At 48.3% G+C, this 20,227-nt stretch carries 24 protein-coding genes and 1 pseudogene; 17 read left to right on the top strand and 8 right to left on the bottom strand.

Features of this window, described 5'->3' with window-relative positions:
* The first annotated feature begins 31 nt into the window (after positions 1-31).
* The 3 genes from glgD to rsbW (J2Z65_RS19285) all read left to right on the top strand — a co-directional run bounded on the left by glgD (position 32) and on the right by rsbW (J2Z65_RS19285) (position 2,034).
* Positions 32-1,129, top strand: a complete 1,098-nt coding sequence (glgD, locus tag J2Z65_RS19295; RefSeq protein ID WP_167052954.1) for a glucose-1-phosphate adenylyltransferase subunit GlgD — start codon at positions 32-34, stop codon at positions 1,127-1,129.
* 138 nt (positions 1,130-1,267) lie between these two features.
* A complete protein-coding gene (locus J2Z65_RS19290; RefSeq protein WP_167052952.1) occupies positions 1,268-1,600 on the top strand; it encodes an STAS domain-containing protein in 333 nt (110 codons plus the stop codon).
* Entirely contained in the window at positions 1,597-2,034 is a 438-nt protein-coding gene (gene rsbW / locus J2Z65_RS19285; protein WP_167052950.1) for an anti-sigma B factor RsbW, read from the top strand. The genes J2Z65_RS19290 and rsbW (J2Z65_RS19285) overlap by 4 nt, the downstream gene beginning before the upstream one ends.
* A gap of 133 nt (positions 2,035-2,167) precedes the next feature.
* Here the strand turns inward: rsbW (J2Z65_RS19285) and J2Z65_RS19280 are convergent, their stop codons facing one another.
* On the bottom strand, positions 2,168-2,626 hold the full coding sequence (locus J2Z65_RS19280) for a Dps family protein (protein ID WP_167052948.1): 459 nt from the start codon (positions 2,624-2,626) through the stop codon (positions 2,168-2,170).
* A 167-nt stretch (positions 2,627-2,793) separates the two neighbouring features.
* Between J2Z65_RS19280 and J2Z65_RS19275 the strand changes: the two genes are divergently transcribed.
* The 9 genes from J2Z65_RS19275 to J2Z65_RS19235 all read left to right on the top strand — a co-directional run bounded on the left by J2Z65_RS19275 (position 2,794) and on the right by J2Z65_RS19235 (position 9,874).
* Positions 2,794-3,249 carry a DUF948 domain-containing protein gene (locus tag J2Z65_RS19275; RefSeq protein ID WP_167052946.1) on the top strand — a complete coding sequence of 152 codons (456 nt, stop codon included), beginning with the start codon at positions 2,794-2,796 and terminating at the stop codon, positions 3,247-3,249.
* A 15-nt stretch (positions 3,250-3,264) separates the two neighbouring features.
* The gene (locus tag J2Z65_RS19270; RefSeq protein ID WP_167052944.1) at positions 3,265-3,633 is read left to right on the top strand and encodes an anti-sigma factor antagonist; all 369 of its coding nucleotides are present in this window, start codon (positions 3,265-3,267) and stop codon (positions 3,631-3,633) included.
* Entirely contained in the window at positions 3,630-4,088 is a 459-nt protein-coding gene (gene rsbW, locus J2Z65_RS19265; protein ID WP_167052942.1) for an anti-sigma B factor RsbW, read from the top strand. The genes J2Z65_RS19270 and rsbW (J2Z65_RS19265) overlap by 4 nt, the downstream gene beginning before the upstream one ends.
* Complete coding sequence (locus tag J2Z65_RS19260; protein WP_167052940.1) at positions 4,085-4,852, top strand: sigma-70 family RNA polymerase sigma factor; 768 nt, start codon at positions 4,085-4,087, stop codon at positions 4,850-4,852. The genes rsbW (J2Z65_RS19265) and J2Z65_RS19260 overlap by 4 nt, the downstream gene beginning before the upstream one ends.
* A gap of 217 nt (positions 4,853-5,069) precedes the next feature.
* On the top strand, positions 5,070-7,862 hold the full coding sequence (locus J2Z65_RS19255; protein WP_167052938.1) for a CHASE3 domain-containing protein: 2,793 nt from the start codon (positions 5,070-5,072) through the stop codon (positions 7,860-7,862).
* Entirely contained in the window at positions 7,859-8,725 is an 867-nt protein-coding gene (locus tag J2Z65_RS19250) for a CheR family methyltransferase (protein ID WP_420850761.1), read from the top strand. The genes J2Z65_RS19255 and J2Z65_RS19250 overlap by 4 nt, the downstream gene beginning before the upstream one ends.
* Positions 8,682-9,170, top strand: a complete 489-nt coding sequence (locus J2Z65_RS19245; protein WP_167052936.1) for a hypothetical protein — start codon at positions 8,682-8,684, stop codon at positions 9,168-9,170. Before J2Z65_RS19250 ends, J2Z65_RS19245 begins: the two co-directional genes overlap by 44 nt.
* A 92-nt stretch (positions 9,171-9,262) precedes the next feature.
* A complete protein-coding gene (locus tag J2Z65_RS19240; RefSeq protein ID WP_167052934.1) occupies positions 9,263-9,427 on the top strand; it encodes a DUF1328 domain-containing protein in 165 nt (54 codons plus the stop codon).
* A gap of 66 nt (positions 9,428-9,493) precedes the next feature.
* Complete coding sequence (locus J2Z65_RS19235; RefSeq protein WP_167052932.1) at positions 9,494-9,874, top strand: YflT domain-containing protein; 381 nt, start codon at positions 9,494-9,496, stop codon at positions 9,872-9,874.
* Positions 9,875-9,986: 112 nt separating this feature from the next.
* Here the strand turns inward: J2Z65_RS19235 and J2Z65_RS19230 are convergent, their stop codons facing one another.
* The 4 genes from J2Z65_RS19230 to J2Z65_RS19215 all read right to left on the bottom strand — a co-directional run bounded on the left by J2Z65_RS19230 (position 9,987) and on the right by J2Z65_RS19215 (position 12,747).
* Entirely contained in the window at positions 9,987-10,187 is a 201-nt protein-coding gene (locus J2Z65_RS19230) for a cold-shock protein (protein WP_161406717.1), read from the bottom strand.
* Between the two features lie 65 nt (positions 10,188-10,252).
* Positions 10,253-10,453, bottom strand: a complete 201-nt coding sequence (locus tag J2Z65_RS19225) for a cold-shock protein (protein ID WP_167052930.1) — start codon at positions 10,451-10,453, stop codon at positions 10,253-10,255.
* 289 nt (positions 10,454-10,742) lie between these two features.
* Positions 10,743-11,069, bottom strand: coding sequence for an LSm family protein (locus tag J2Z65_RS19220; RefSeq protein WP_167052928.1), 327 nt, complete (start codon positions 11,067-11,069; stop codon positions 10,743-10,745).
* A gap of 118 nt (positions 11,070-11,187) precedes the next feature.
* Positions 11,188-12,747 (bottom strand): copper amine oxidase N-terminal domain-containing protein, encoded by a 1,560-nt coding sequence (locus J2Z65_RS19215; protein WP_167052926.1) that lies wholly within the window; start codon positions 12,745-12,747, stop codon positions 11,188-11,190.
* A 186-nt stretch (positions 12,748-12,933) separates the two neighbouring features.
* Between J2Z65_RS19215 and J2Z65_RS19210 the strand changes: the two genes are divergently transcribed.
* Both J2Z65_RS19210 and J2Z65_RS19205 read left to right on the top strand, forming a co-directional pair.
* On the top strand, positions 12,934-13,461 hold the full coding sequence (locus J2Z65_RS19210; protein ID WP_167052924.1) for an NfeD family membrane protein: 528 nt from the start codon (positions 12,934-12,936) through the stop codon (positions 13,459-13,461).
* A 39-nt stretch (positions 13,462-13,500) separates the two neighbouring features.
* Positions 13,501-14,946 (top strand): flotillin family protein, encoded by a 1,446-nt coding sequence (locus tag J2Z65_RS19205; RefSeq protein ID WP_167052922.1) that lies wholly within the window; start codon positions 13,501-13,503, stop codon positions 14,944-14,946.
* A gap of 683 nt (positions 14,947-15,629) precedes the next feature.
* Here J2Z65_RS19205 and J2Z65_RS19200 read toward each other — a convergent pair.
* Both J2Z65_RS19200 and J2Z65_RS19195 read right to left on the bottom strand, forming a co-directional pair.
* A complete protein-coding gene (locus J2Z65_RS19200; RefSeq protein ID WP_167052920.1) occupies positions 15,630-16,922 on the bottom strand; it encodes a hypothetical protein in 1,293 nt (430 codons plus the stop codon).
* Positions 16,909-17,475 (bottom strand): RNA polymerase sigma factor, encoded by a 567-nt coding sequence (locus J2Z65_RS19195; protein WP_167052917.1) that lies wholly within the window; start codon positions 17,473-17,475, stop codon positions 16,909-16,911. Before J2Z65_RS19195 ends, J2Z65_RS19200 begins: the two co-directional genes overlap by 14 nt.
* A gap of 226 nt (positions 17,476-17,701) precedes the next feature.
* On the opposite strand from J2Z65_RS19195, the gene J2Z65_RS19190 reads away from it, so the two are divergent.
* The 3 genes and pseudogenes from J2Z65_RS19190 to J2Z65_RS19180 all read left to right on the top strand — a co-directional run.
* Complete coding sequence (locus J2Z65_RS19190) at positions 17,702-18,070, top strand: hypothetical protein (protein ID WP_167052915.1); 369 nt, start codon at positions 17,702-17,704, stop codon at positions 18,068-18,070.
* A 22-nt stretch (positions 18,071-18,092) separates the two neighbouring features.
* A complete protein-coding gene (locus tag J2Z65_RS19185; RefSeq protein WP_167052913.1) occupies positions 18,093-18,296 on the top strand; it encodes a hypothetical protein in 204 nt (67 codons plus the stop codon).
* 158 nt (positions 18,297-18,454) lie between these two features.
* Positions 18,455-18,790: pseudogene (locus J2Z65_RS19180) on the top strand (methyl-accepting chemotaxis protein); the annotation flags it as partial.
* A gap of 96 nt (positions 18,791-18,886) precedes the next feature.
* Here J2Z65_RS19180 and J2Z65_RS19175 read toward each other — a convergent pair.
* A complete protein-coding gene (locus tag J2Z65_RS19175) occupies positions 18,887-20,149 on the bottom strand; it encodes a hypothetical protein (RefSeq protein WP_193580766.1) in 1,263 nt (420 codons plus the stop codon).
* Positions 20,150-20,227 lie beyond the last annotated feature (78 nt).

The following is a 20,227-nucleotide window of genomic DNA, read 5'->3' as shown; positions in this document are numbered from 1 at the left end:
GTCCAGGCAAAATTCGTAGGAGGAATGCCTTATGGAGAACGTTCTCGGTATGATCAATCTCATGAATGAACAGGATGATGATTTATCCGCGCTTACGCGTGACCGGTGTGTGGGGGCTGTGCCTTTTGCCGGACGGTTCCGGTTGGCGGATTTTGCACTTTCCAACATGAGCCATGCAGGCATACAGCAAGTCATGGTGCTGGCGAGTCCGAAGGCGGACTCGCTGCTCCGCCATATCGGAAGCGGGCAGCACTATGGCCTGAAGGCGGTCGAGGCGCTGACGGTAGAACATGGCGATCTGCTTCATCTGTACAGCCGACTTGATTATTTGAAATCGCGCCCGGAAAAGTACGTCTTGCTTGCGCCCAGCAGCGTTATTTATCACTCTCATTACGAGCGAATGGTCGATTACCATGTTAACAGCGGAACGGACATTACGGTTCTCTTCAAGCCTGTAAGCGAGATGGACGGGCATGCGCATATAGGACAAGCCTATAGCTTGGAGTTGAATGATCAAGGACGCGTTGTTGGCGCTAACCCGACTTTCCATGCGCTGCCGAGTCTAGCCTCGCACAATATCGATTTGGACACGATGGTATTGGAGCGGGATCTGCTGATTGATCTCATCCTGAAAAGTATGAAGCAAGGAAGAGATATTTATCTGAAAAATGTCATCTGGGCGCAGCTGGACCTGCTGCATGTGCAAGGGTATGCGAACCATGGATATATGGCTATCATGGACTCTGTCGACAGCTACTATGCGCACAGCATGCAGCTTCTACAGCCGCAAGGTTGGAGACAATTCATGAGGCATCAAGAGTCTGTCTATACGCGCAAAGAAGACGAACCCGCGATTGCATGTCACCGGCAAGCCTTGATCCGCAATGCGTTCGTCGCTCCCGGCTGCCGAATCGAGGGCTGCGTGGAGAACAGCATTTTGTTCCCCGGCGTGACCGTTCATTCTGGCGCACATGTCAAAAATAGCGTCATTATGCATGAATGCGTCATCGAGGCAGGGGCATATTTGGACAAGGTTATTTTGGACAAACAGGTGATTGTAGAGCAGGGGGCAATGATTTGCGGCCAATACGCCCATCCTTTTGTAGCTGAGAAGAGCGGTGTGTTATAAATGGAGCTGGCCAGCTTAGCCGGCTTCTCAGCATGTCCGCAAATGCCCGGAAGATCAGGCCTTTGGGCGTGAAGCTTGTGTAATACTTAAGCGCTTGTTACACTTAAAAGAGCAAATCACGTAAAAGGAGTGTGACTCATGCCAGTAGAAAAGTTCCAGATTGATCAAGAAGAGTTGGAGAAATCTATACAGCTTCATATCCGTGGGGAACTCGATTTGGCAGCGGCATTAACGTTCCGTCATGCGCTTGAAGCGGTCGTTCATCGGAAGGATAAAGCGCTAGTTATAGACGTAGGTGAGTTAACATATATCGACAGCACGGGGATTGGTATTGTGGTCTCCGCTATGAAAATTCGCGATGAGTTGAAGGCACCGTTCGCTGTCCGACATATTCCGCCCGGCATTAAGCGGCTTTTTGACCTTACGGGCATCTCCGGATTTCTAAACGAAGGGATCGAAGGAAGCGCATGAATGACGTACGCCTGCACATCCCCGCAGCAGCGGAGTATTTGGATATCGTCAGACTCAGTCTCTATGGGATTGCTTCCAAGTTGGGATTCTCATATGAGGACATCGAGGATATGAAAGTAGCGGTTTCGGAAGCCTGCAATAATGCGGTGCTTCACGGGGAGACGTCTGCCACTCTGGGGCAAATCCAGATTAGCTATGAGCTGGGTGACGGCAAGTTGACCGTGAAGGTGAAAGATGATGGCCCAGGTTTTGATTACGAGGCTCAAATTGGGCATTCGCAACCGCCGGTGGGCGATTCGCTTAGCGAGCTGCAGTCTGGAGGCCTCGGCATGTATCTGATGCAAGCGCTGATGGATGAGGTGACGGTGAACACCGATCAAGGCACCGAAATCACGCTCGTTAAATATGTAACAAACGAAAGGGACGGTCTCTAGAGGTCAGGAATGACCTGATAGAGATAGTCCCTTTTGTCGTGTAGGAACAAAGGATAGGCATTCCCAGAAGACATACTGTGAACGCAAAAAAAAAGGAGCTAAGCATGCATAAGCCGCTTAGCTCCTTTTTCCTTTAGCTGCCGAGGAAAGCCTCCAGCATCCAACTGTGCTTCTCTAGCGAAGCGCGAATCCGGATCAGCATATCAGCCGTCGGCTGGTCCTTGCTTTCTTCGGCTATCGCGATGCCCTCGGTCAGCTCCGTGCAGACCAAGGTGAAGTCGCTTGCCAGCTGCTTCACCATCTCTCCTGCGGAAGCCCCTTTGCCTGCCTCTTTGATGGAGGCCAGCTCTAGATGCTCCCGCAGGGTGGCTGTCGGCACGGCTCGCAGCGAAAGCATCCGTTCTGCGATAACGTCCAGATGCTGCGCAGCTTCCAGGTATAATTCTTCAAATTTTACATGCAGTGTGAAGAAATTTTGGCCTTTTACATACCAGTGATAATGATGCAGTTTCGTATAAAGAATTGAGAAGTTAGCAACCTGCTTGTCTAATAGTTCGGTTAGGGCATTTACTTCCGTTGCGGTTTTCACCATGGGGAATTCCTCCATTTCAATTGTAAGATAGCTTGATACTATTGCATTACCCGGCCTTGTCCTTGTTGAAACGGAAGACAAGAACTTTTGAACAATTATGGAGGGGATGTTTCATCTGTGGAGCATGAGGGTAACTATAAGTAATTAAGCAAACAGGGGTGATTGAAATGTTAGTCCAACTGAGCGCAGTCCTTGCTGCCATAGCTTTCGTATTCCTTGTCTTCTATTTAATTCAAACGTTGAAATCACTGAAGCTTTCCTTGGATCAGATCACGCTGACGATGGGGCAAATGAAGGATGAGGTGACACAAATTTCTTCGGAAGTGCAGGATGTTATTCTCAATACCAATGAGATGGCCATAGATGTTCGTGCCAAGCTGGCTAAGCTTAATCATCTGTTTAGTTCCGTGAATGATGTCGGTCAAGCCATTCATGAGCTGACGTCTTCGGTGAAACAATCGGCCACAGGCTTCATCGACGCGGTGAAACAAACCCGTATAACGAAAAAAACGCCGACACTCAGCCAGCGATGGCAGACCATTTTGCATGGCGCGGCGGTTTCTATGGAGATGTGGAAGCATTTAAAAATGAAAAAGTCACCGTCGATCAACGGCATGGAATAGAAAGGGGTTATCTTTGTGAACATACGTAAATTTACAGTGTATAAGCAATCGAATGGGAAAGAAAATATCATATACTTAAGTGGGGAGCTCGATTTGTCCGCAGCGTCTGAGCTGGCAGTCGTATTAGACTCCGTCGTAACACAGGGCGATCAGCAGCTAACCTTGGATTTAAAAGAGTTGCGTTACATTGACAGCACCGGTATCGGCATGTTCGTCTCTGTACTCAAAGTAAGAGCTGCGATGGGTGCAGCCTTCCGCATTCAGCATATCCCGAGCAGAATTCAGCGTTTATTCGAAATCACAGGTGTTGCCCGTTACTTTGAAAATGGGGAGCTGCAAATTCATAATCAAGGCAAAGCAGAAAGGAAAGAAGAAATCATATGAGACCATACATTGGCCTTACGATCCCAGCACAGGCGGAATATTTGGATATTGTTCGACTTACTCTATACGGTGTGGCCTCTAAAGCGGGCTTTTCGTTTGAAGACATTGAAGATATGAAAGTGGCTGTGGCGGAAGCTTGCAACAATGCAATCCTGCATGCGTATGAGCACGACCAGCCAGGATCGGTAGACATTCAGTTCGAGCAGCAGGATGGTTTTCTGCAAATTACCGTTAAGGATGAAGGCAACAGCTTTCATTATGTGCAGACGGATTCCGAAGCGGTTACTTTGCATCATAAATCCATTAGTGAAGCGGCGGTGGGGGGCTTAGGTCTGTTCCTGATGCAAGCTTTAATGGACGATGTTCAGGTGCTAACGCACAGCGGCAAGGGCACTGAGGTTGTTTTGAAGAAGCAGTTGGCAGGGCAGCTGAATAGAAAAGAGGAAATGGTATGAATGTAAATGCATCATCCTCCAAGCCTCTATATGACATGTATGTGAAGATGAAGATATATAAAGAGACGGCTTGCCAAGAGACGGCTACGGCACTTCTGCTGCACTACGAACCTATCGTTCGTATGGCGGTAGGTAAGATGTCACGGAGCCGTCCGGATTTATATGAAGATCTGTTTCAAGTCGGGCAGATGTCCCTCCTAAGGCTGTTTACCCAGTATGACAGCACGCTGGAAACCCCTTTTGAGGCTTATGCGATGAAAAGCTTAATCGGTCACCTCAAAAATTATTTGCGTGACAAGTCATGGTACATACAAGTTCCAAGACGAATTAAGGAAAAAGGCGCTCTCGTCCAGCGTACTCTGGATGAACTCACTGTCAAGCTTGAACGCTCGCCGAATATCGATGAAATGGCGGCTTATTTGGAGCTGAGTACGGAAGAGACGATTGAGATTTTGGCCGGCCGTGATTATTATCACTACACTTCGCTGGACACCCCGCTTACAAGCGAGGGAGACAGCGCGACGATCGGCGATATGATTGCCGGGTCAACTGATGAGTATCAATCGCTGGAAAGACGCATGGATCTGGAAGAAGCGATGACTTGCTTGAAAGAGGAAGAACGGAAAGTCATTCATCTTATCTATCAAGAAGGAAAATCACAACGTCAAATTGCCGAGCAGCTGGGGATATCCCAGATGAGCGTCTCCCGTATCCAGAAGCGGGCCATCGTGAAGTTAAAGACGGTTTTAACCCCAAACGTGTAGAAGGAGGGGGCCGGGATTGGGCCGTACTGAAAATAGCTGTAGAAGCGCAAAAGTGCATGAATTTAGCGTATCCGGCATCTGATCCGGAGCTTGATTTATTACTAGAGGAACTACAGGAATAGGGCAGTCTTTTTCTCTCAACCTCCGCAACTATGGTATAGTGAGAGTAGTAGAATGTTAATATAACGTTCTCTATGAACTGTACGAGGAGGTAGCTATGGGTAAATTTTTTCGTATGAATATACGATCAAAAATCATAATGGGATATGTATTTATTATCATATGCTTAGGGATTGCCATTCTAATCGTAAGCGGTCGTGTCAGCGCACTGCAGAAGGAAGTGGATTTCGTATCGACCCACGATTTGGAGGCGCACGATCTGATCAATGCGATACAAAAAAACATGGTGGATATGGAAACGGGCATGCGGGGCTTCGTCATTACTGGAGATACCCAGTACTTAGAACCGTATGATACTGCTAATAAAACATGGCTCGATAACTATAATCAGCTTCTGCAGTTAGTCAGTTATAACGCTGCTCAAAAGGAGAGCTTGGAGCAGATCAAGCCGACGATCCAAAGTTGGATTCGTACGGGCGGCGATAAAGTCATCCAGTTAAAGAAAGAAAACAATCAAGCGGCCGTCGAAGAATATTTCAAGCAAAACTCAGGGAAAAAACTGATGGATCAACTGCGTACGCAGTTTGACACTTTTCTTAAAGCCGAAAAGCAGCTCACGACGGCCAGAGCCGAACAGCTTGCTCAAAGTAACAATAATCTTAGAATTGTCCTTTTTACCCTTTTGGGCATCATTTCTATTTTTGCTATTGTAGTAGCACTCATTCTGTCCAACTCTATTACTAATACAATAAAGCAAGTTACGAGAATGATTCGTTATATTACCTCTTCCGAAGGGAATCTGGCGTCCAGAATTGAACTGACCAGCCATGATGAAATAAGGGAGCTGGCAGAAGCGACCAATGATATGCTGGAGGGCTTGGAGAAAGAAAACTGGATTCAAACGAATATCGCCGAAGTCGCCACTTTGTATCAAGGGATTAGCGATATCGGCAGTTTGAGCAGGACCTTTATCAGCAAGTTGGCACCAATGCTTGAGAGTGTGTACGGTGTTGTCTATCTTCGTGAAAACGTCGGGGACGAGGCTCGTTATGTTAAGATAGCAGGTTATGCGGCGTCCGGCCAGGACCCTTCTGCGGCTGCTTTTCGACTGGGGGAGGGTCTGGTTGGCCAGTGTGCGTTGGACCAGCGCATTTTCCTTATCGATAACTTGCCGGAGAACCACGTGAAGCTAACATCCGGATTAGGGGCCTCTGCACCACGCAGCCTGCTGGTGGCTCCTATTCTTGTGGATGGTCAAACAGAGGCTGTAATTGAATTAGCCTCTCTGCATCCGTTCCAGGCGCAGCATCTGACGTTAGTTGATTCACTGCAGGAGAAATTCGGCTCGGCCATTACGAATGTACGCGGTCGAATGGAAGTGGAACGCCTGTTGTCCGAGTCGCAGATGCTGACCGAAGAACTGCAAGCGCAGTCCGAGGAATTGCAGACGCAGTCGGAAGAGCTGCAAATGCAGCAGGAGCAGCTGCGGATGACGAATGAGTTCCTTGAGGAGCAGAATCACTTTTCCGAACAGAAGGCGTTGGAATTAAAGAAAGCAAAAGACGAGTTGGAGGAGTATTCACAAAAGCTGGAGACAAGCTCGCAGTACAAATCCGATTTCCTTGCGAATATGTCGCATGAGCTTCGAACGCCGCTGAACAGCATTATGATTTTGTCCCAGATGCTCGCGGAAAATAGTGGCGACTTGCAGATGTCGGAGATTGTGGAATATTCGCGCGTGGTCAATGCAGCTGGCAAGGATCTGCTCGCGCTGATCGACGATATTTTGGATTTATCCAAGGTCGAGGCAGGCAAAATAGAAATTATGACGGACGATTTCAATGTGACCGAAATGCCGCAATTGATGAAGCTCATGTTTGCCCCTGTTGCGGAGAAAAAGGGATTGGATTTCGATGTCATTCTGGAGCCGAATGTGCCGAATGTCATTCTGACGGATGGTCAGCGCCTTCAGCAAATATTGAAGAATCTGCTCTCTAACGCGTTTAAATTTACTGAAAAGGGCTCCGTCACGATGAAAATAGCGCTGGCCGACCCGGTTCGTGTCAAAGAACTCCTGCACCGGGATCCGGAAGAAAAGGTGCTTGCGATCTCGATTACGGATACCGGCATAGGGATACCGATCGACAAGCAGCAGGTTATATTCGAAGCGTTCCGTCAGGTCGATGGCACTACGAACCGCCAATACGGCGGGACAGGGCTTGGTTTATCCATATGCCGGGAGTTTACGCGCCTGCTTGGCGGCTCCATTGTTGTGAAAAGCGAGCTGCACAAAGGCAGTACGTTTACGCTATATGTGCCAAATGCAAGTGAAGCGGAGCCGGAAACGCCTGGGAACGGCCGCCATCAGGGAGAGATTGCAGCCACCTTCGAGGAGCGTCCCATCGTTTCCACGCAACCGGTTGCGCAGACTACAGCTGAAGCGCCGCCGATGGAGTTGATCGTGTCGGAGGTCCAAATCATCCATTCGGATGCGCAATTGTTCCACGGCAAAAGAGTGCTGCTCGTTGACGATGATGCGCGCAATGTCTTCGCGCTCGTTACAGCGCTGGAGACGAAAGGAGTTACCGTAGATGTGGCGGATCACGGGAAGGATGCCCTGGAAATGTTGGGGGCACACGCCGACTACGATCTCATCTTAATGGACATCATGATGCCGGTTATGGATGGCTATGAGGCCATGCAGGCGATTCGAGGCGATCTGAACTTGCGTGATTTGCCGATCATTGCCCTTACCGCCAAAGCGATGAAGAGTGAGAAAGAAAAATGTCTGGAAGCCGGCGCTTCCGACTATATTACGAAGCCGCTAAATATGGATCAGCTATTTTCGCTCATGCGCGTATGGCTAACGAAGCAGGTGAAGAAACATTGAGTCTTACGTCCATAGAGGAGCCTGAAGATTTCGCGAAACCGTCCTATGAAGACGAATTGCAAAATATTGAGATTAATCTGCTTTTGGAAGGCTTGTATCAAATGTACGGGTTTGATTTCCGCCATTACGTGCGGTCTTCCTTGCGCAGGCGGGTGCTCAATCGCATGAAAGCGGAGAAGCTGCCCAATGTTACCGCACTTTTGGAGAAAGTTCTGCATGAACCCGGTTTCGTGGATCGCTTGCTCAATGACATGTCGATCCGGGTCACTGAGATGTTTCGGGACCCTAGCTTTTTCCGCGCTTTTCGCAGTTTGGTCGTGCCCCAGCTGAGGCAGTATCCCGAGATTCGCATCTGGCACGCTGGCTGCGCAACGGGAGAGGAAGTATACTCCATGGCGATCCTGATGCAGGAAGAGGGGCTGGCGGAGAGAACGAAGATTTATGCGACGGACATGAATGAGAAAGCGATTGAAGCCGCGCAAAAAGGGGCTTTCCCGCTGAAGCAAATGCAAGCTTTCACCAAAAATTATTTGGACTCCGGCGGAATGAAGGCCTTCTCGGAGTATTACACGACAGACCACCAGTACGCCTATTTCCAACCGCTTATGAAAGACAATCTGATGTTTGCTCAGCACAACCTTGCAACGGACGGTTCCTTTAACGAATTTCATGTGATTCTGTGCCGCAATGTCATGATCTACTTCGATAACAAGCTGCAGACGCAAGTACACAGTCTGTTTCATGGCAGCCTGGTATCTGGAGGGTACCTGGGGCTGGGCAAGAAGGAGTCCATCTTATTCGTGCCTGAAGGCGTGCACTATGAGGAGTTTGTTCCACTGGAACGCATATACCGTAAGCGATAAAATCATTTTGGACGATGTTGTGATCGTCCAAAATGGTTTTTTTTGCTGCAGGCAAGTGTGCCGTGAGGCAGCGGCAGTCCCACTGTTTCGCCCGCAGCGCCGGCGGTTAAATGATGTGTATACGCCGCAGAAAGAAGGGAACCCAATGAGCGAAGAAGGTGGAAAGAAATCTCCCAGTGAACACATGCCGGAGAAACTTTTTCGAGAGCTCGATAACGATACGAATACGAAGCTAAACATAGAACAATTAGCCCGGATCACCGCTATGGTCAAAGAGTATCAGGGGAATATCAAGTCGCATCTGACGAAGCAGCAGGCCATTCTCGATTTTGCGATTAATTACCGGGCGGAGCAGGAGAACATGGAGATGAAGGAGCTGCTCGAAAGGTTGGACCAGAGGCTGGAGAGAATTGAACGGCAGGTCTTAAAGCAGGAAACCCCCTAATTTATGGTGATTTGTGTTTCATTTTAGGGCCAAGCGGTTAATAGATATCATAGCCAAGCAACATAAATTAAGATGAAGAGAGGGTGTTTCCTATGTTAGGCTGGGCTGTTATGTTTCTAATCATTGCGCTGGTAGCTGGAGTATTCGGATTTTTTGGGATTGTTTCAGCGGCTGTAGGAATTGCCAAAGTACTTTTCTTCGTATTCCTGATTATGTTTGTCGTATCGCTGATTTTCGGCAGACGCCGAGACTTCTAGCCCGCATCTCTCCCACAGCTACAACTGCTTAACCCTATACAAACAATCGAAAGAGGAGGAATTACCATGAGTATTTTTACGAGAGTGAGTGTGACGTCCAATCTTCAAGAAGCGCAGAATAAAGTGCAGCAATTGTACAGAGAAGGCTTTGCGAGAGAGCATATTTATGTGCTGACTCACAGTGCTGAAGGTACCGATTTCGTCGCGAACTATACGGGTGCAGAGCAAATTACGATGGAGGAGGAGGGCATGCTTGCGGCGATTGCGAATCTTTTCCGTTCTCGCGGTGAGGAGCTGCGGGCCAAGATGAAGGCGCTCGGCGTGCCCGATGTAGAGACCAGTCGTTTGGAAAGAGAGCTGGATAAAGGAAAAATCCTCGTTCTGGCGAAGCCTTCCGGTGAGTACAGGGCCTATGATGAAGCCGATTTTCAACGTACGATTTTATAAAAATGGACAAGGGACCCCTTCGCGGGTCTCTTTTTCATGAGAAAAGCCCTATTTATCTCCAAGTACGGAGACAAAAAGGGCTTCGGGTACTGCCGTAGGCTGCTATTACTTATTATCGCCTGCTGCTTGTGTTCGATAAGGTTGGGAGCATCTTTGAATCCTTGACCATGGCAGAATGACAAATCGGGCATTCTGGACTTTCGGCGAATGAAAAGTTATCTCTCATCCAACATGAGCACTGTTCTGTGCTGCAGGTCCAAATGTTGGTTTGCTCTTCAGGCACAGGTTCCATCGATTTCTTTGAAAAGTACATGTGAACTCCTCCTTGTCATAGTAGACTCAGACTCGCAAGCAGTTTATAGCAATATGTGGTAAGGACTACAGCTTGACTACATTTTCAGCTTGCGGTCCGCGGTTACCTTGAACAACTTCAAATTGTACGCGTTGGCCTTCATCCAAGCTTTTGAAACCTTCCCCTGTGATTGCACTGAAGTGAACAAACACGTCATTGCCGCCTTCCACTTCAATGAAACCAAACCCTTTTTCTGCATTAAACCATTTTACCGTACCTGTTTCCATGTAGACATAAACCTCCAATAATTTGTTCCTGCGTATTGCTCTTGGTTCATGTAGAACCTGACAGCTTGTTAACGCAGCTTTGATAATATATCCAATTGGAAGGGAGCTTATTCCAATTTCATGAAAATTTCATTTCCACACGGATTAATACATTACCATAAATTCCCTATATCGAGGCAAAATACAGCCGCATCACATAATTTCATAGTTCGTATAACCTCGATAATTCGCAACCAAAAAAGCTCGCGCTTCAAGGTCTCTACAGACCGGATGAGCGCGAGCTTTCTTTTTAGGCAAGCAATAAAATAACTAACAATTCAAACAGAACTAACGTCAGAATTTGATTGTATTGAGCCGGTGTATAAATAGGTCTGAGGTGATCGTGATGATGGCCGCTGATTTGCAGATGAGCATGGTGCCCGTCTACGTTAATCAATACACCTTCAAATGTATGCCCATCGATGGTCGTGACGCGAATCGTACGCCCGACATGGGGGTGAAGCGCACCCATGATCATATCTCTCTTGTGCCTCATTTGATGCTGCCAATTAGGCTCTGCTTGATAAATCATTTGGGGTCCGTGATGCCCGGGGTGTTGCGATGGATTCATATACATAGCGTTCGCTCCTTTTTCGTTCGGCTGCGCGCAGCGGTAGGCATTTTGCCTAAGTTCACTACTAGACTATTCAGCCGTCCGAAAAAGGTGCAATTGCCTAAACAACTAAACTGACATGCTAATCGCGTTTAATCGTTACCACGCGAGTCTCATCGTTGAATGATACCTTGCCGCCAAGCGACTCTGCGATGAAACGAATCGGCACGAACGTAGATCCATTATGGAGCGTCGCCGCACTTTCGAGCTCAATTGCAGCACCATTAACACTGGCAATCTTACTGTCCAGCTTCAGGATAATCGTTGTTCCGGATAATAGGTCTTTAATGGTAACTTCCTGCAGATCGCCATTCCAGCCGACCTCCGCACCAAGCTTCTCAGAAATAAAACGTACGGGCACCATCGTTTTGTTATCTTGATTAATAAATGGCTGTGGCGTATCACTTGTCGAACCCGCATCGCCGGCATTCAATTTCAGGTTAACTTCTTTCTTCGTCACTTTCACATCTTCGCGCAGCATTTTGTAGAAAAGGGATTGCTTATCCAAATTATTCAGTACGTGATAAATAGAGGAAGCTTCCGTCCCAATTTGGACGGCACCGCCAGAGATATCAATCGTTTGTGCCGTTACCGGCTTATTCGTATTCCAAGTTTCACTTACGAAGGAGAGTTTAAGCTCTGCAACGCCAGTGCCCCGATCTGGAAGAGGCATGCTCAGCGCCAGTGCTTGCTTGCGAACCAGCTTGTCGCTATCTATGTAAATATCAGCCTGCAGCGTGGACTTGCCGTCAAATAAGCCATGAACGGGCAGTGAGCCCTGCTCGTCATCTTCGGCAATGGCTTTCTCTAAGGAGCCAGCCGTTGTCTCCAGGAAGTCACGGATTGGCTGATAGACCAGTCCGACCGCTAATTGTTTATTGCTCAAAATCTTTAAGGCAAAATCGGCCGATCCAGCCTTAATCTGATCTTCAATTACAGGTGACAGGGCATCGTACAGTTGGCTAAGCAGGTCTTTCAATCCGGCTTCATCCGCAAGAATGTTGCTGAAAAGCTTACGGAGCAGGGAGGACAGTTCAGTGCCGTTTAGTTCAATATGCGCTTTTTGGAGTGAGAGGTCGGCACCGTTCACTTTGTCCGTGACGGCAGAGACCGAAATGTTTGAAGGATTTGCTATATTCGCTAAAATAAGTCCGATAATCGCGGGCTTAACCTCCGCTATTTTACTTCCGAACTGTTCTTGAATCACTGCAGGCAGCAATTTCATGAACGAAACGTTAGAACCTCCAAAGAGATCAATAACAATCGGTTTTTTAGCGCCTTCGATACTCAAGATGAGCTTTGAGTTTTCCGTTGCAAGTTTGAATGGAATAGCGCCTTTCCCGTATGTAATCGAACCATCTGCCGAAAGCTGCTGTGCATTCTGAGTCTTAACGTTCGTAAGCTCGATTTTCACGTTTTGCAAAGCGCTGAGCGACTTTTGCTCGTCCGCAGTCAGCTTGGAGGTGTCGCCGGGTACTAACTCGATTTGCAGAGTGCCGTTGGATTCGGAGGACTTTACAGCTGCACTGTTCTTAATCGCCGCAGCAATGTCTAAGCCTTGTACAGCTTGGCAACCTGTCAATGCAAGCAGCAGGAGTACCAGTGCGGCGGATAACCACCAGGTCATTTTCTTTTTGTACATGTGCTAATCTACTCCTTAGGTTTAATAGAAATAACAAATAAGATGTCCAATGATTATACGCGACGTCAAGAAGAAGGATTCGCATGCAAACGGATATTTTTTGTGCGAAACCTTTTATTACCAATTTCGTCTATATTTATTAGATGTAAAATGCTTCCTTAAGGAAGCCCGAAGGAGGTGACATCTATGATGACTTTGTTTGCCGTATGTTTTTTTGTAGGTCTTGTACTTACGGTTCTTGTTACATTTTTTGGCGGCGATTTCTTTGAGATTCATGGGGATACCGGGGGATCCCATAGCCATGGGGGACCGTCTTTTTTTAATTTGTCTTCCCTCTTGGCCAGCCTGACGGTATTCGGCGGAATCGGGTATATGCTGAATGAGTTAGGGATGACCAGCAGTTTATTTATTCTGCTTATTGCCGCAGGTGCAGGTCTTGTCGTGGGATGGCTGTTCTTCCTCTTTTATGCCAAAGTCATCTATAAGCATGACGACAGCATGAGGGAAAGCGATTTTGACCTGAATGGGCAGCTTGGGAAGCTGATTGTGCCGATTAACGGGAATGGCATCGGTGAAATGGTGATTGTGATGCAGGGAACCAAGCGGTCCATCAGCGCACGATCGGAGCTCGGAGAATCAATAGCCAAAGGCGCGAGGGTAGTTATTTTGCACATGGACAAAGGTGTTGCTACAGTCAGTCAATTCAGTGAATGAGCTTGCAGGTACGAATAACTTCTGGGAGGTAATACAGTTATGTTGACAGTTTTGTACTTGGTTGTTGCTATTGTAATTGTTGTTTTCATTTTACTTACTACGATTGTTAGGGCTTATAAAAAAGTACCGCCAAACGAGGCTATGATTGTATTCGGTTTAGGCGGCAAACGCGTCGTACAGGGCGGGGGGACCTTCGTAATTCCGGGCTTTCAGAGCTATAAGACGATTTCCATGATGCTCATGAGCTTTGATGTAAAGCCGGATCAGCCCATGTTTTCTCAGCAGGGGATACGGCTCAAAATCGAGGCGGTTGCCCAAATCAAAATTCAAAGCGACCCCATCGCTATAGCGACAGCCTCCGAGCAGTTCCTGGACCATACGCTGCTGGAGCGGGAGATGATGATTTTGCATTCCGTAGAAGGACATCTGCGTGGCTTGGTAGGACAATTAACGGTGGAAGCCATTCTCAAAAATCCGGATGAACTGAATAGCAAGATGAGGGAAACGTGCTCGGAGGATTTGGATAAAATGGGGTTGAGCCTGATCTCCTTCGTACTCAAGCGTGTGGCCGACGATCAAGGCTACATAGAGAACCTTGGCGTGCCGGAGGTTGAACGTGTCCGCAAAAGCGCCAGCATTGCCAGAGCCGAGGTGGAGCGGGACATTCAGATCCGACAAGCCGATACGGAAAAGGAATCCGCCATTCGCATCGCTGAGGCGCATCAGCTCAAAATCGAGGCGGAAACGGTTGCATCTGCGAAAGAAGCGCAGTACCGCAAAGAGCTCAGCATGAGGGAAGCGGAGTTTAAACAGGAAACGACGAGCCGGCAGGCTGAAGCGGATTTGGCGTATGAACTGAAGCAGAAGCAAATCCAGCAATCGCTCGTAACGGAACAGGTGAAGATTAGACAGATGGAAGCTGAAGCCAATAAGACCGTTCGGCAGATTGAAGTTGAGCTGAAGCAAAAGGAACTCGAGGCATCTGTCATCAAGCCGGCCGAAGCGGAAAAGCTGGCAGCGATTATGCGTGCCGAAGTGAACAAGCAGCGGCAGATTCTCGAAGCCGAGGCTGACGCTGAGTCGACGAGAAAGCGCGGAGAAGCGACGGCGGAAGCGGAGCTTGCCAAAGGAAAGGCGAATGCGGAAGTCGTTCGCTTGGCAGGGCTTGCGGAAGCCGAGGCGCTGGAGAAGAAGGCGGAGGCTTACAAGCAGTATACGCAGGCGGCGGTGACGGTGGAGATTCTTCGTATTTTGCCGGAACTGGCGGAGAAAATTGCGGCACCACTTAGCAACGTGGATAAAATCACGGTGATCTCCCAAGACGGCGCGACGTCCGGCGTAAACCGGGTGACAGGCGACATTGCCAAAATGATCGCCCAAGTGCCCGAGATTACACAAACGTTAACGGGCCAAAGCGTTACGGAGCTTGCGCGCGCCTTCCTCGGCAAGGAGAATTTGCCTAATTTGAATAAAGAAACGGAATGATTCCAGACAGCAAATGTCCTCGGCCTATAAGCTATAAGCCGGGGGCTTTTTTTAACAAAGCACGCCAGGCTTCCCCTTATTCCATGCGGCGGCGATGGCTGGTTTCGAGGTAGCTCGGACAGGTAGGGGAACTACAGGGCGCTATTATGCCCAAAACAGCCCCTTGAGCGAGGTAGCGGGAACTAGGTTCCGCTATTTCTCCGTTCTAGACAGTTATTTGGGCGCCTGGGGTGAAATAAGATCCTGTAGTTCCCCTTCCGAGTCTAAAGTTCTGCTTTTCGCATAAATAGGAGACCGGAGTTCCCTTATTTATGGCGGGGCATCCATGCACTAGTCCGAACAGTAGTTCCACGCACACGGATTAGCTGCAGGACGGGGTAAGCGTATAAGTTTTTTGCTCTTGCTTCGCATCAACCTTGACAAACGCGATCGTCCTAAAAGGACGATGAAGTCGTTTTTCCTTGTAAGCGCAAAGTGTCGAATCGCAGTGGGATCCCCGGTACGCGCAGACGTTTATTGACGCTTTCATGCAAACGATTCCGAATCATGCTAAAAGGACATCAAATGCAAGCTAAGCTGGTGAGTTTGGGAGCAAATGAACAAATCATGTAGAAGTCATATTTTCCATAAAAAGGGTCTGTTCCCAGCTAAACTACATAGCTGGGGAACAGACCCTTTAATGTTTATTCGCTTAACGCTACACGATTATCCGTATCCGGCGTTAAATAACGGTCAACCTTGTCGATCCACTCTTCAACGTAATGATCCGTGGCCCACTGTGCCATAACGAGCTGCTCGCCGGGAAGCAGATCCAGGACTAGCTGCGGATCATTGCCAGGTGCCTGGCCGTAAGGATAGAACTTGAGCTTGCTGTCTTCAAAGATGACGAGCATATCGTTCATCGGAGAAGTCAACGCGTCGGTCGCTTTGGGCCAGGAGGACTGAATGCCGCTCCAGGTGCAGCACAGGTCGTCGTGGTTTACGACTTTGTCGGGCAGCTCCCGAGGGAAGTCGTGCAGCACATAGCTGTCCGGCGCTGCAGATCCGGCCTCAGCATGCGGCGTTTCGGCGACCTTGCCGACCCAGTGGCCCGGTTCGCGCTGAACGGTCCAGCTTTGCCCTGAGATCTCTCCACGCAAGCTGCTGGCTACACTAGCCAGCACACCGCTGACGTTCGTATTGGTTCCGTAAACATCGGAGATGGATACATGATTCTTGTCCACCGGCTTGTTATAGAACTGTACGGTGTGGCCTTCTTTTAATTGAGGCAGCGTGCGGACCCAGATGCGATCCGCCTGATAAGCTGCGCCGCCTCGCAAGGTTGTTTCCGATTCGGCAATGGATACATATTGATTTCCTGCAAACAACAGGGTTTCTGTACGGTTTAACTGTCCGCCCTCTTGCTCAGGAAAAGCTTCCGGCTTCATGGGCTGATCCGCCAAATGAGCGGATAAGTAACGGAAATCCTCCGTTTTGGTTCGATGAACTTGCGAATCAATTTTCCAAAAATTTTGTTTGTAAGGCATGAGAATGCCTGTTCCCTCGGCCGTTTTTTGCAGCTGTCCGCGGACAGGCGCGATCAACATCGTGCGATAGGTGCTGTAGCGCATGGGTTTCAGCGTGCGTCCAGGCTCGCTGCCGGCAGGCTCATGCTCAGTCCTTAAACCGATGAGCAGCGCCGTGGTGATAGGCGCAGGAGAATGGCTTAAGGACGCTGCTGTTGCCGTAACCGCTGCATCCGTCGCGGGGGCGGCATCACTTTGGGTATGTAGCGTACTCCAAGGGAAAAGCATGACCGCAGCAGCGATCGCGCCGACTCCGGCGAAGCAAAGCACGGGCTTGACCCTTGGCTTGGCTCGTTCCTTGCGTTCAACCGCTTCTTCAATGTCACGCTGAAGCTTGGAAGTAAATCCGGGGCGCTCAAGCGGTCCTGATTCCAATTGCTTGCGTAAATCATCCGGATCAGGATTGTTCAAGAGCCTCACGCTCCTTCAATTTAACCACCTTGAGTCTGGCGTGATGAAGCCGTGATTTAACGGTTCCCTCCGAGATGTTGAGGATAGACGCCATTTCTTTGGTTGAGAGCTGATAGTGGGCATGCAAAATAAGAATTTCCCTATATTTCGGAGGAAGGGAAATTACCTTTTTCCAAATATCGCTGGCATATAATTTCTCCATGGCTTCTGTTTCAGCAGAGTTGGATGTGCCTGTTGATTGAATGAAGCCAACAAGCGTAACTTTGCGCCAGAAAGCTTTGCGTAGATAGTCATAAGTTGTATTGCGTGTAATGGTAAGAAGCCAAGTTTTGACCGAAGCCTCGCCGCGGAATGTAGTAAGATTGCGATAAACTTTTAAGAAAGCGTCTTGGGTAATATCATCGGCTAAATCCGAGTTGCGACAAATGCTGAAAGCATAGTTCCAAACGTCGTTTCCATAGGTCTCCATCAAATTGCGAAGAATTACTTTTTGATCAGTTGTTTCAGATACGTACTTTAAATATTCAAAAACATGGACACCGGTCGTCTCCATTCTCTCACCTCTCTGAATTAGACGCTCGAAGGTTAAAAAAAGTTCGAAATGCGCCCAAAAAATATATGATGGCATAATCTCATACCTATAAGATTCGTAAGAACGTTAAAACATGAGTCGTTATGGATGAATATTGTAAAACGTGTAGAATTTCGTCGAAATTAAAAGGATTTTCTTATTGAGCCATAGAATAGTTTTCGTTAAAATTCGGAAGGCGGTGGTCCTCTTGACTTCTTTTGTACATTCCATAAGGTTAAAGTTTCTGATTAGTTTTATCGCTCTGATCTTGCTGTTCATAGCCTCAGCTGGGCTTTCCTACCGAATGATAAGTTCCACGAAGCTTAGCGTGGAGGAACAGACGGAAAGTATGAATAACGAGAAGCTGGCTCTTTCCTTGAAAAGCATGGTGGGCGTCCTGTACAGCAATCAGGCTGACTTGAAAATCAACAACAATAGTGAAGTCATAGAGGATTATAAGAAGCAGTTGAAGCCATACGAGGAACTCGTCGAGCGAATAACCGCATCGGCGCAGACCGAAGAAGAGCGGCAGAGGGCGCAGGAGATTGTAAAGCAGAGTCAACAACAATCAAAATAAGTATACAGTGCAGCAGTTAAAAGTGGAATACAAAAAAGTGGATGACGAGGCGGATGAAGCCAAAAACCGCATCTATGAGATGACAGGCGCTATGGTCGCAGCCTACGAGGGAAAGCAAGAGGCATCTCAAAATCAGTTGAATGCCGACATATCTCTTATGGTAAAAACTTTGCTGATCTCCGGCGCAGCGATCGTAGTTATCGGGTTAACCCTTGCTTTTATATAAATACGGCTTCGGTTCAGCAATCGGGCGGCGAGTTGGGGACGCAAGCCCGGCGCAAGGTGCTCGCCAGCAGCGAAATCGCGCATGCGGTTGATAGGGTTGCTGCAGGGACTGCGGCTCAGGATCATGGCGCATCGGAGAGCGCGAGAGCCTTGGAAGAGATGGCGGCAGGAATTCAGCGCATGGCGGATTCTACGGCTGCGGTAGCGGCCGCAACGATCGATGCCAGAGAAGATGCGATACGGGGTGATGTCTCTATTTCGGAAACGATCCAGCAAATGATGCGCATCGAGCATTCCGTAGAGAATTCTACGCACGTCATCAACCGGGTAGGGGACAGGTCGCAGGATATTCATCATATCGTGGATATCATCGCAGGGATTGTTTCGCAAACCAATTTGCTTGCGCTAAACGCTTCTATATAAGCTGCACGCGCAGGGGAGCATGGCCGCGGCTTTGCGGTCGTAGCGTCTGAGGTCAGGAAGCTTGCCGAGCAGGCGATCCGCTCCAATTACTTGCGATGGAAGCGATAGATGGCTCGGTCATTCACTTGGCCGAATCGGCGGAAGCGCTGCAGCGCGTGGTTCAACAGTTCAAGGTGCAATCATAGTTCGCGGGCGCTCGATTTTACCCACCGTAATAGCTTTGTAGCGCCAAAATGTTTGTTGGATGAAGGAAGCCTCTTCTTCATTTAGATACTGTACAAGCACCGTCACTTCCGGAAGCTTATGCTTTTGACGGGGGAGACGGTGCTTGGATTTGATCATGTGACCGAGGCCAAATCCAAGCAGGAAGCCGCCGAAACCGAAAATGAGCCCCCAAATAATAGGGCCCCATTCTAAGACAAAGCCAAGGCTGATCCCCAAGACACCGCAGGCTGTTGCGCTGGCAAAGCCAATTTCAACGGATTTTGCCGTGCCATCAAAGCGTTGATCAACGATTGTTAACGATTTGTCTGCATGGGCGTCCATGAGGACGGGTTGGATCCGGCTTGGATGAATGCCGCTATGTTCCAGTATGCTTAAAGCTTGTTCTATTTCCGTGCAATGCTCAAATGTGCCTATCATCCATAAAGGGGAGTTACGTTCGGTTCCATTCATTGAATCTATCCTTGCTTTCTCATAATAATCGGTTAAATATTGGCGCTGGGTAATGCGGAAAAGCCGATTTTGTTCAATCGCGCTTGTATATGAGTGGTACATAGCTCCTCCGAGCACGGATGGCATGAACATGAGCCACTGCGGATTCAAAATACTGACAACCATGCGGTTATGTCCCAAGATGAGAGCCATCAGCGCTTCATAGAAGTGGGAAAATGTGATATAAATCCACCACCAGAAAATCCCGTAGAAACCAAGCCAAATATGCTTATTATATAGCTGTCCAAGACCTGGAAAAATAAGCGAGCAGTAGGCCGCAACAAGAGGTCTCTTCTTTTCAAGAAATTGGATACCGGTTGAACGCATTAAATGCACAGGAATTCGTCCATTTTCCAGTATAGCGAGTTCGTAGTGTTTATTGGCTTCAATGGAGCAACGGTAGCTGTCCCAGATCGCAAAGAAATAAATAAACATATAACCGAATAGCCATTGTGGATGCAAGACTTGCTTCGCCATGGCGAAATTGCCGCTAAACGAATACACCATAGCTAAATTGATTTTTGCCAATGAATTAATGATGACTTCAGAAAGCGTTAACAGGATACCTGTCGTATTTTTGTACATGAGCAGATGACCGAAGCCAGGAAAGGATGCAGACCACCATGCGACCATAAGGGGGTTTCGTCGCTGCACGTAGATAATATCGAACCTTCTGACAGCAGCCATCGTCCATCGGGGTGTGGAATTTGTTGGCAAAAGAAATCCTTCCTCTTCACTTCAAAATGTCTTTGGACTAGTATCGCAACAATTGGTACTTTTTATGTAAATAATGGA

The sequence above is a fragment of the Paenibacillus aceris genome (assembly GCF_017874035.1).
GTDB lineage: Bacteria > Bacillota > Bacilli > Paenibacillales > NBRC-103111 > Paenibacillus_E > Paenibacillus_E aceris.
This window is presented reverse-complemented; position numbering and strand designations above follow the sequence as displayed.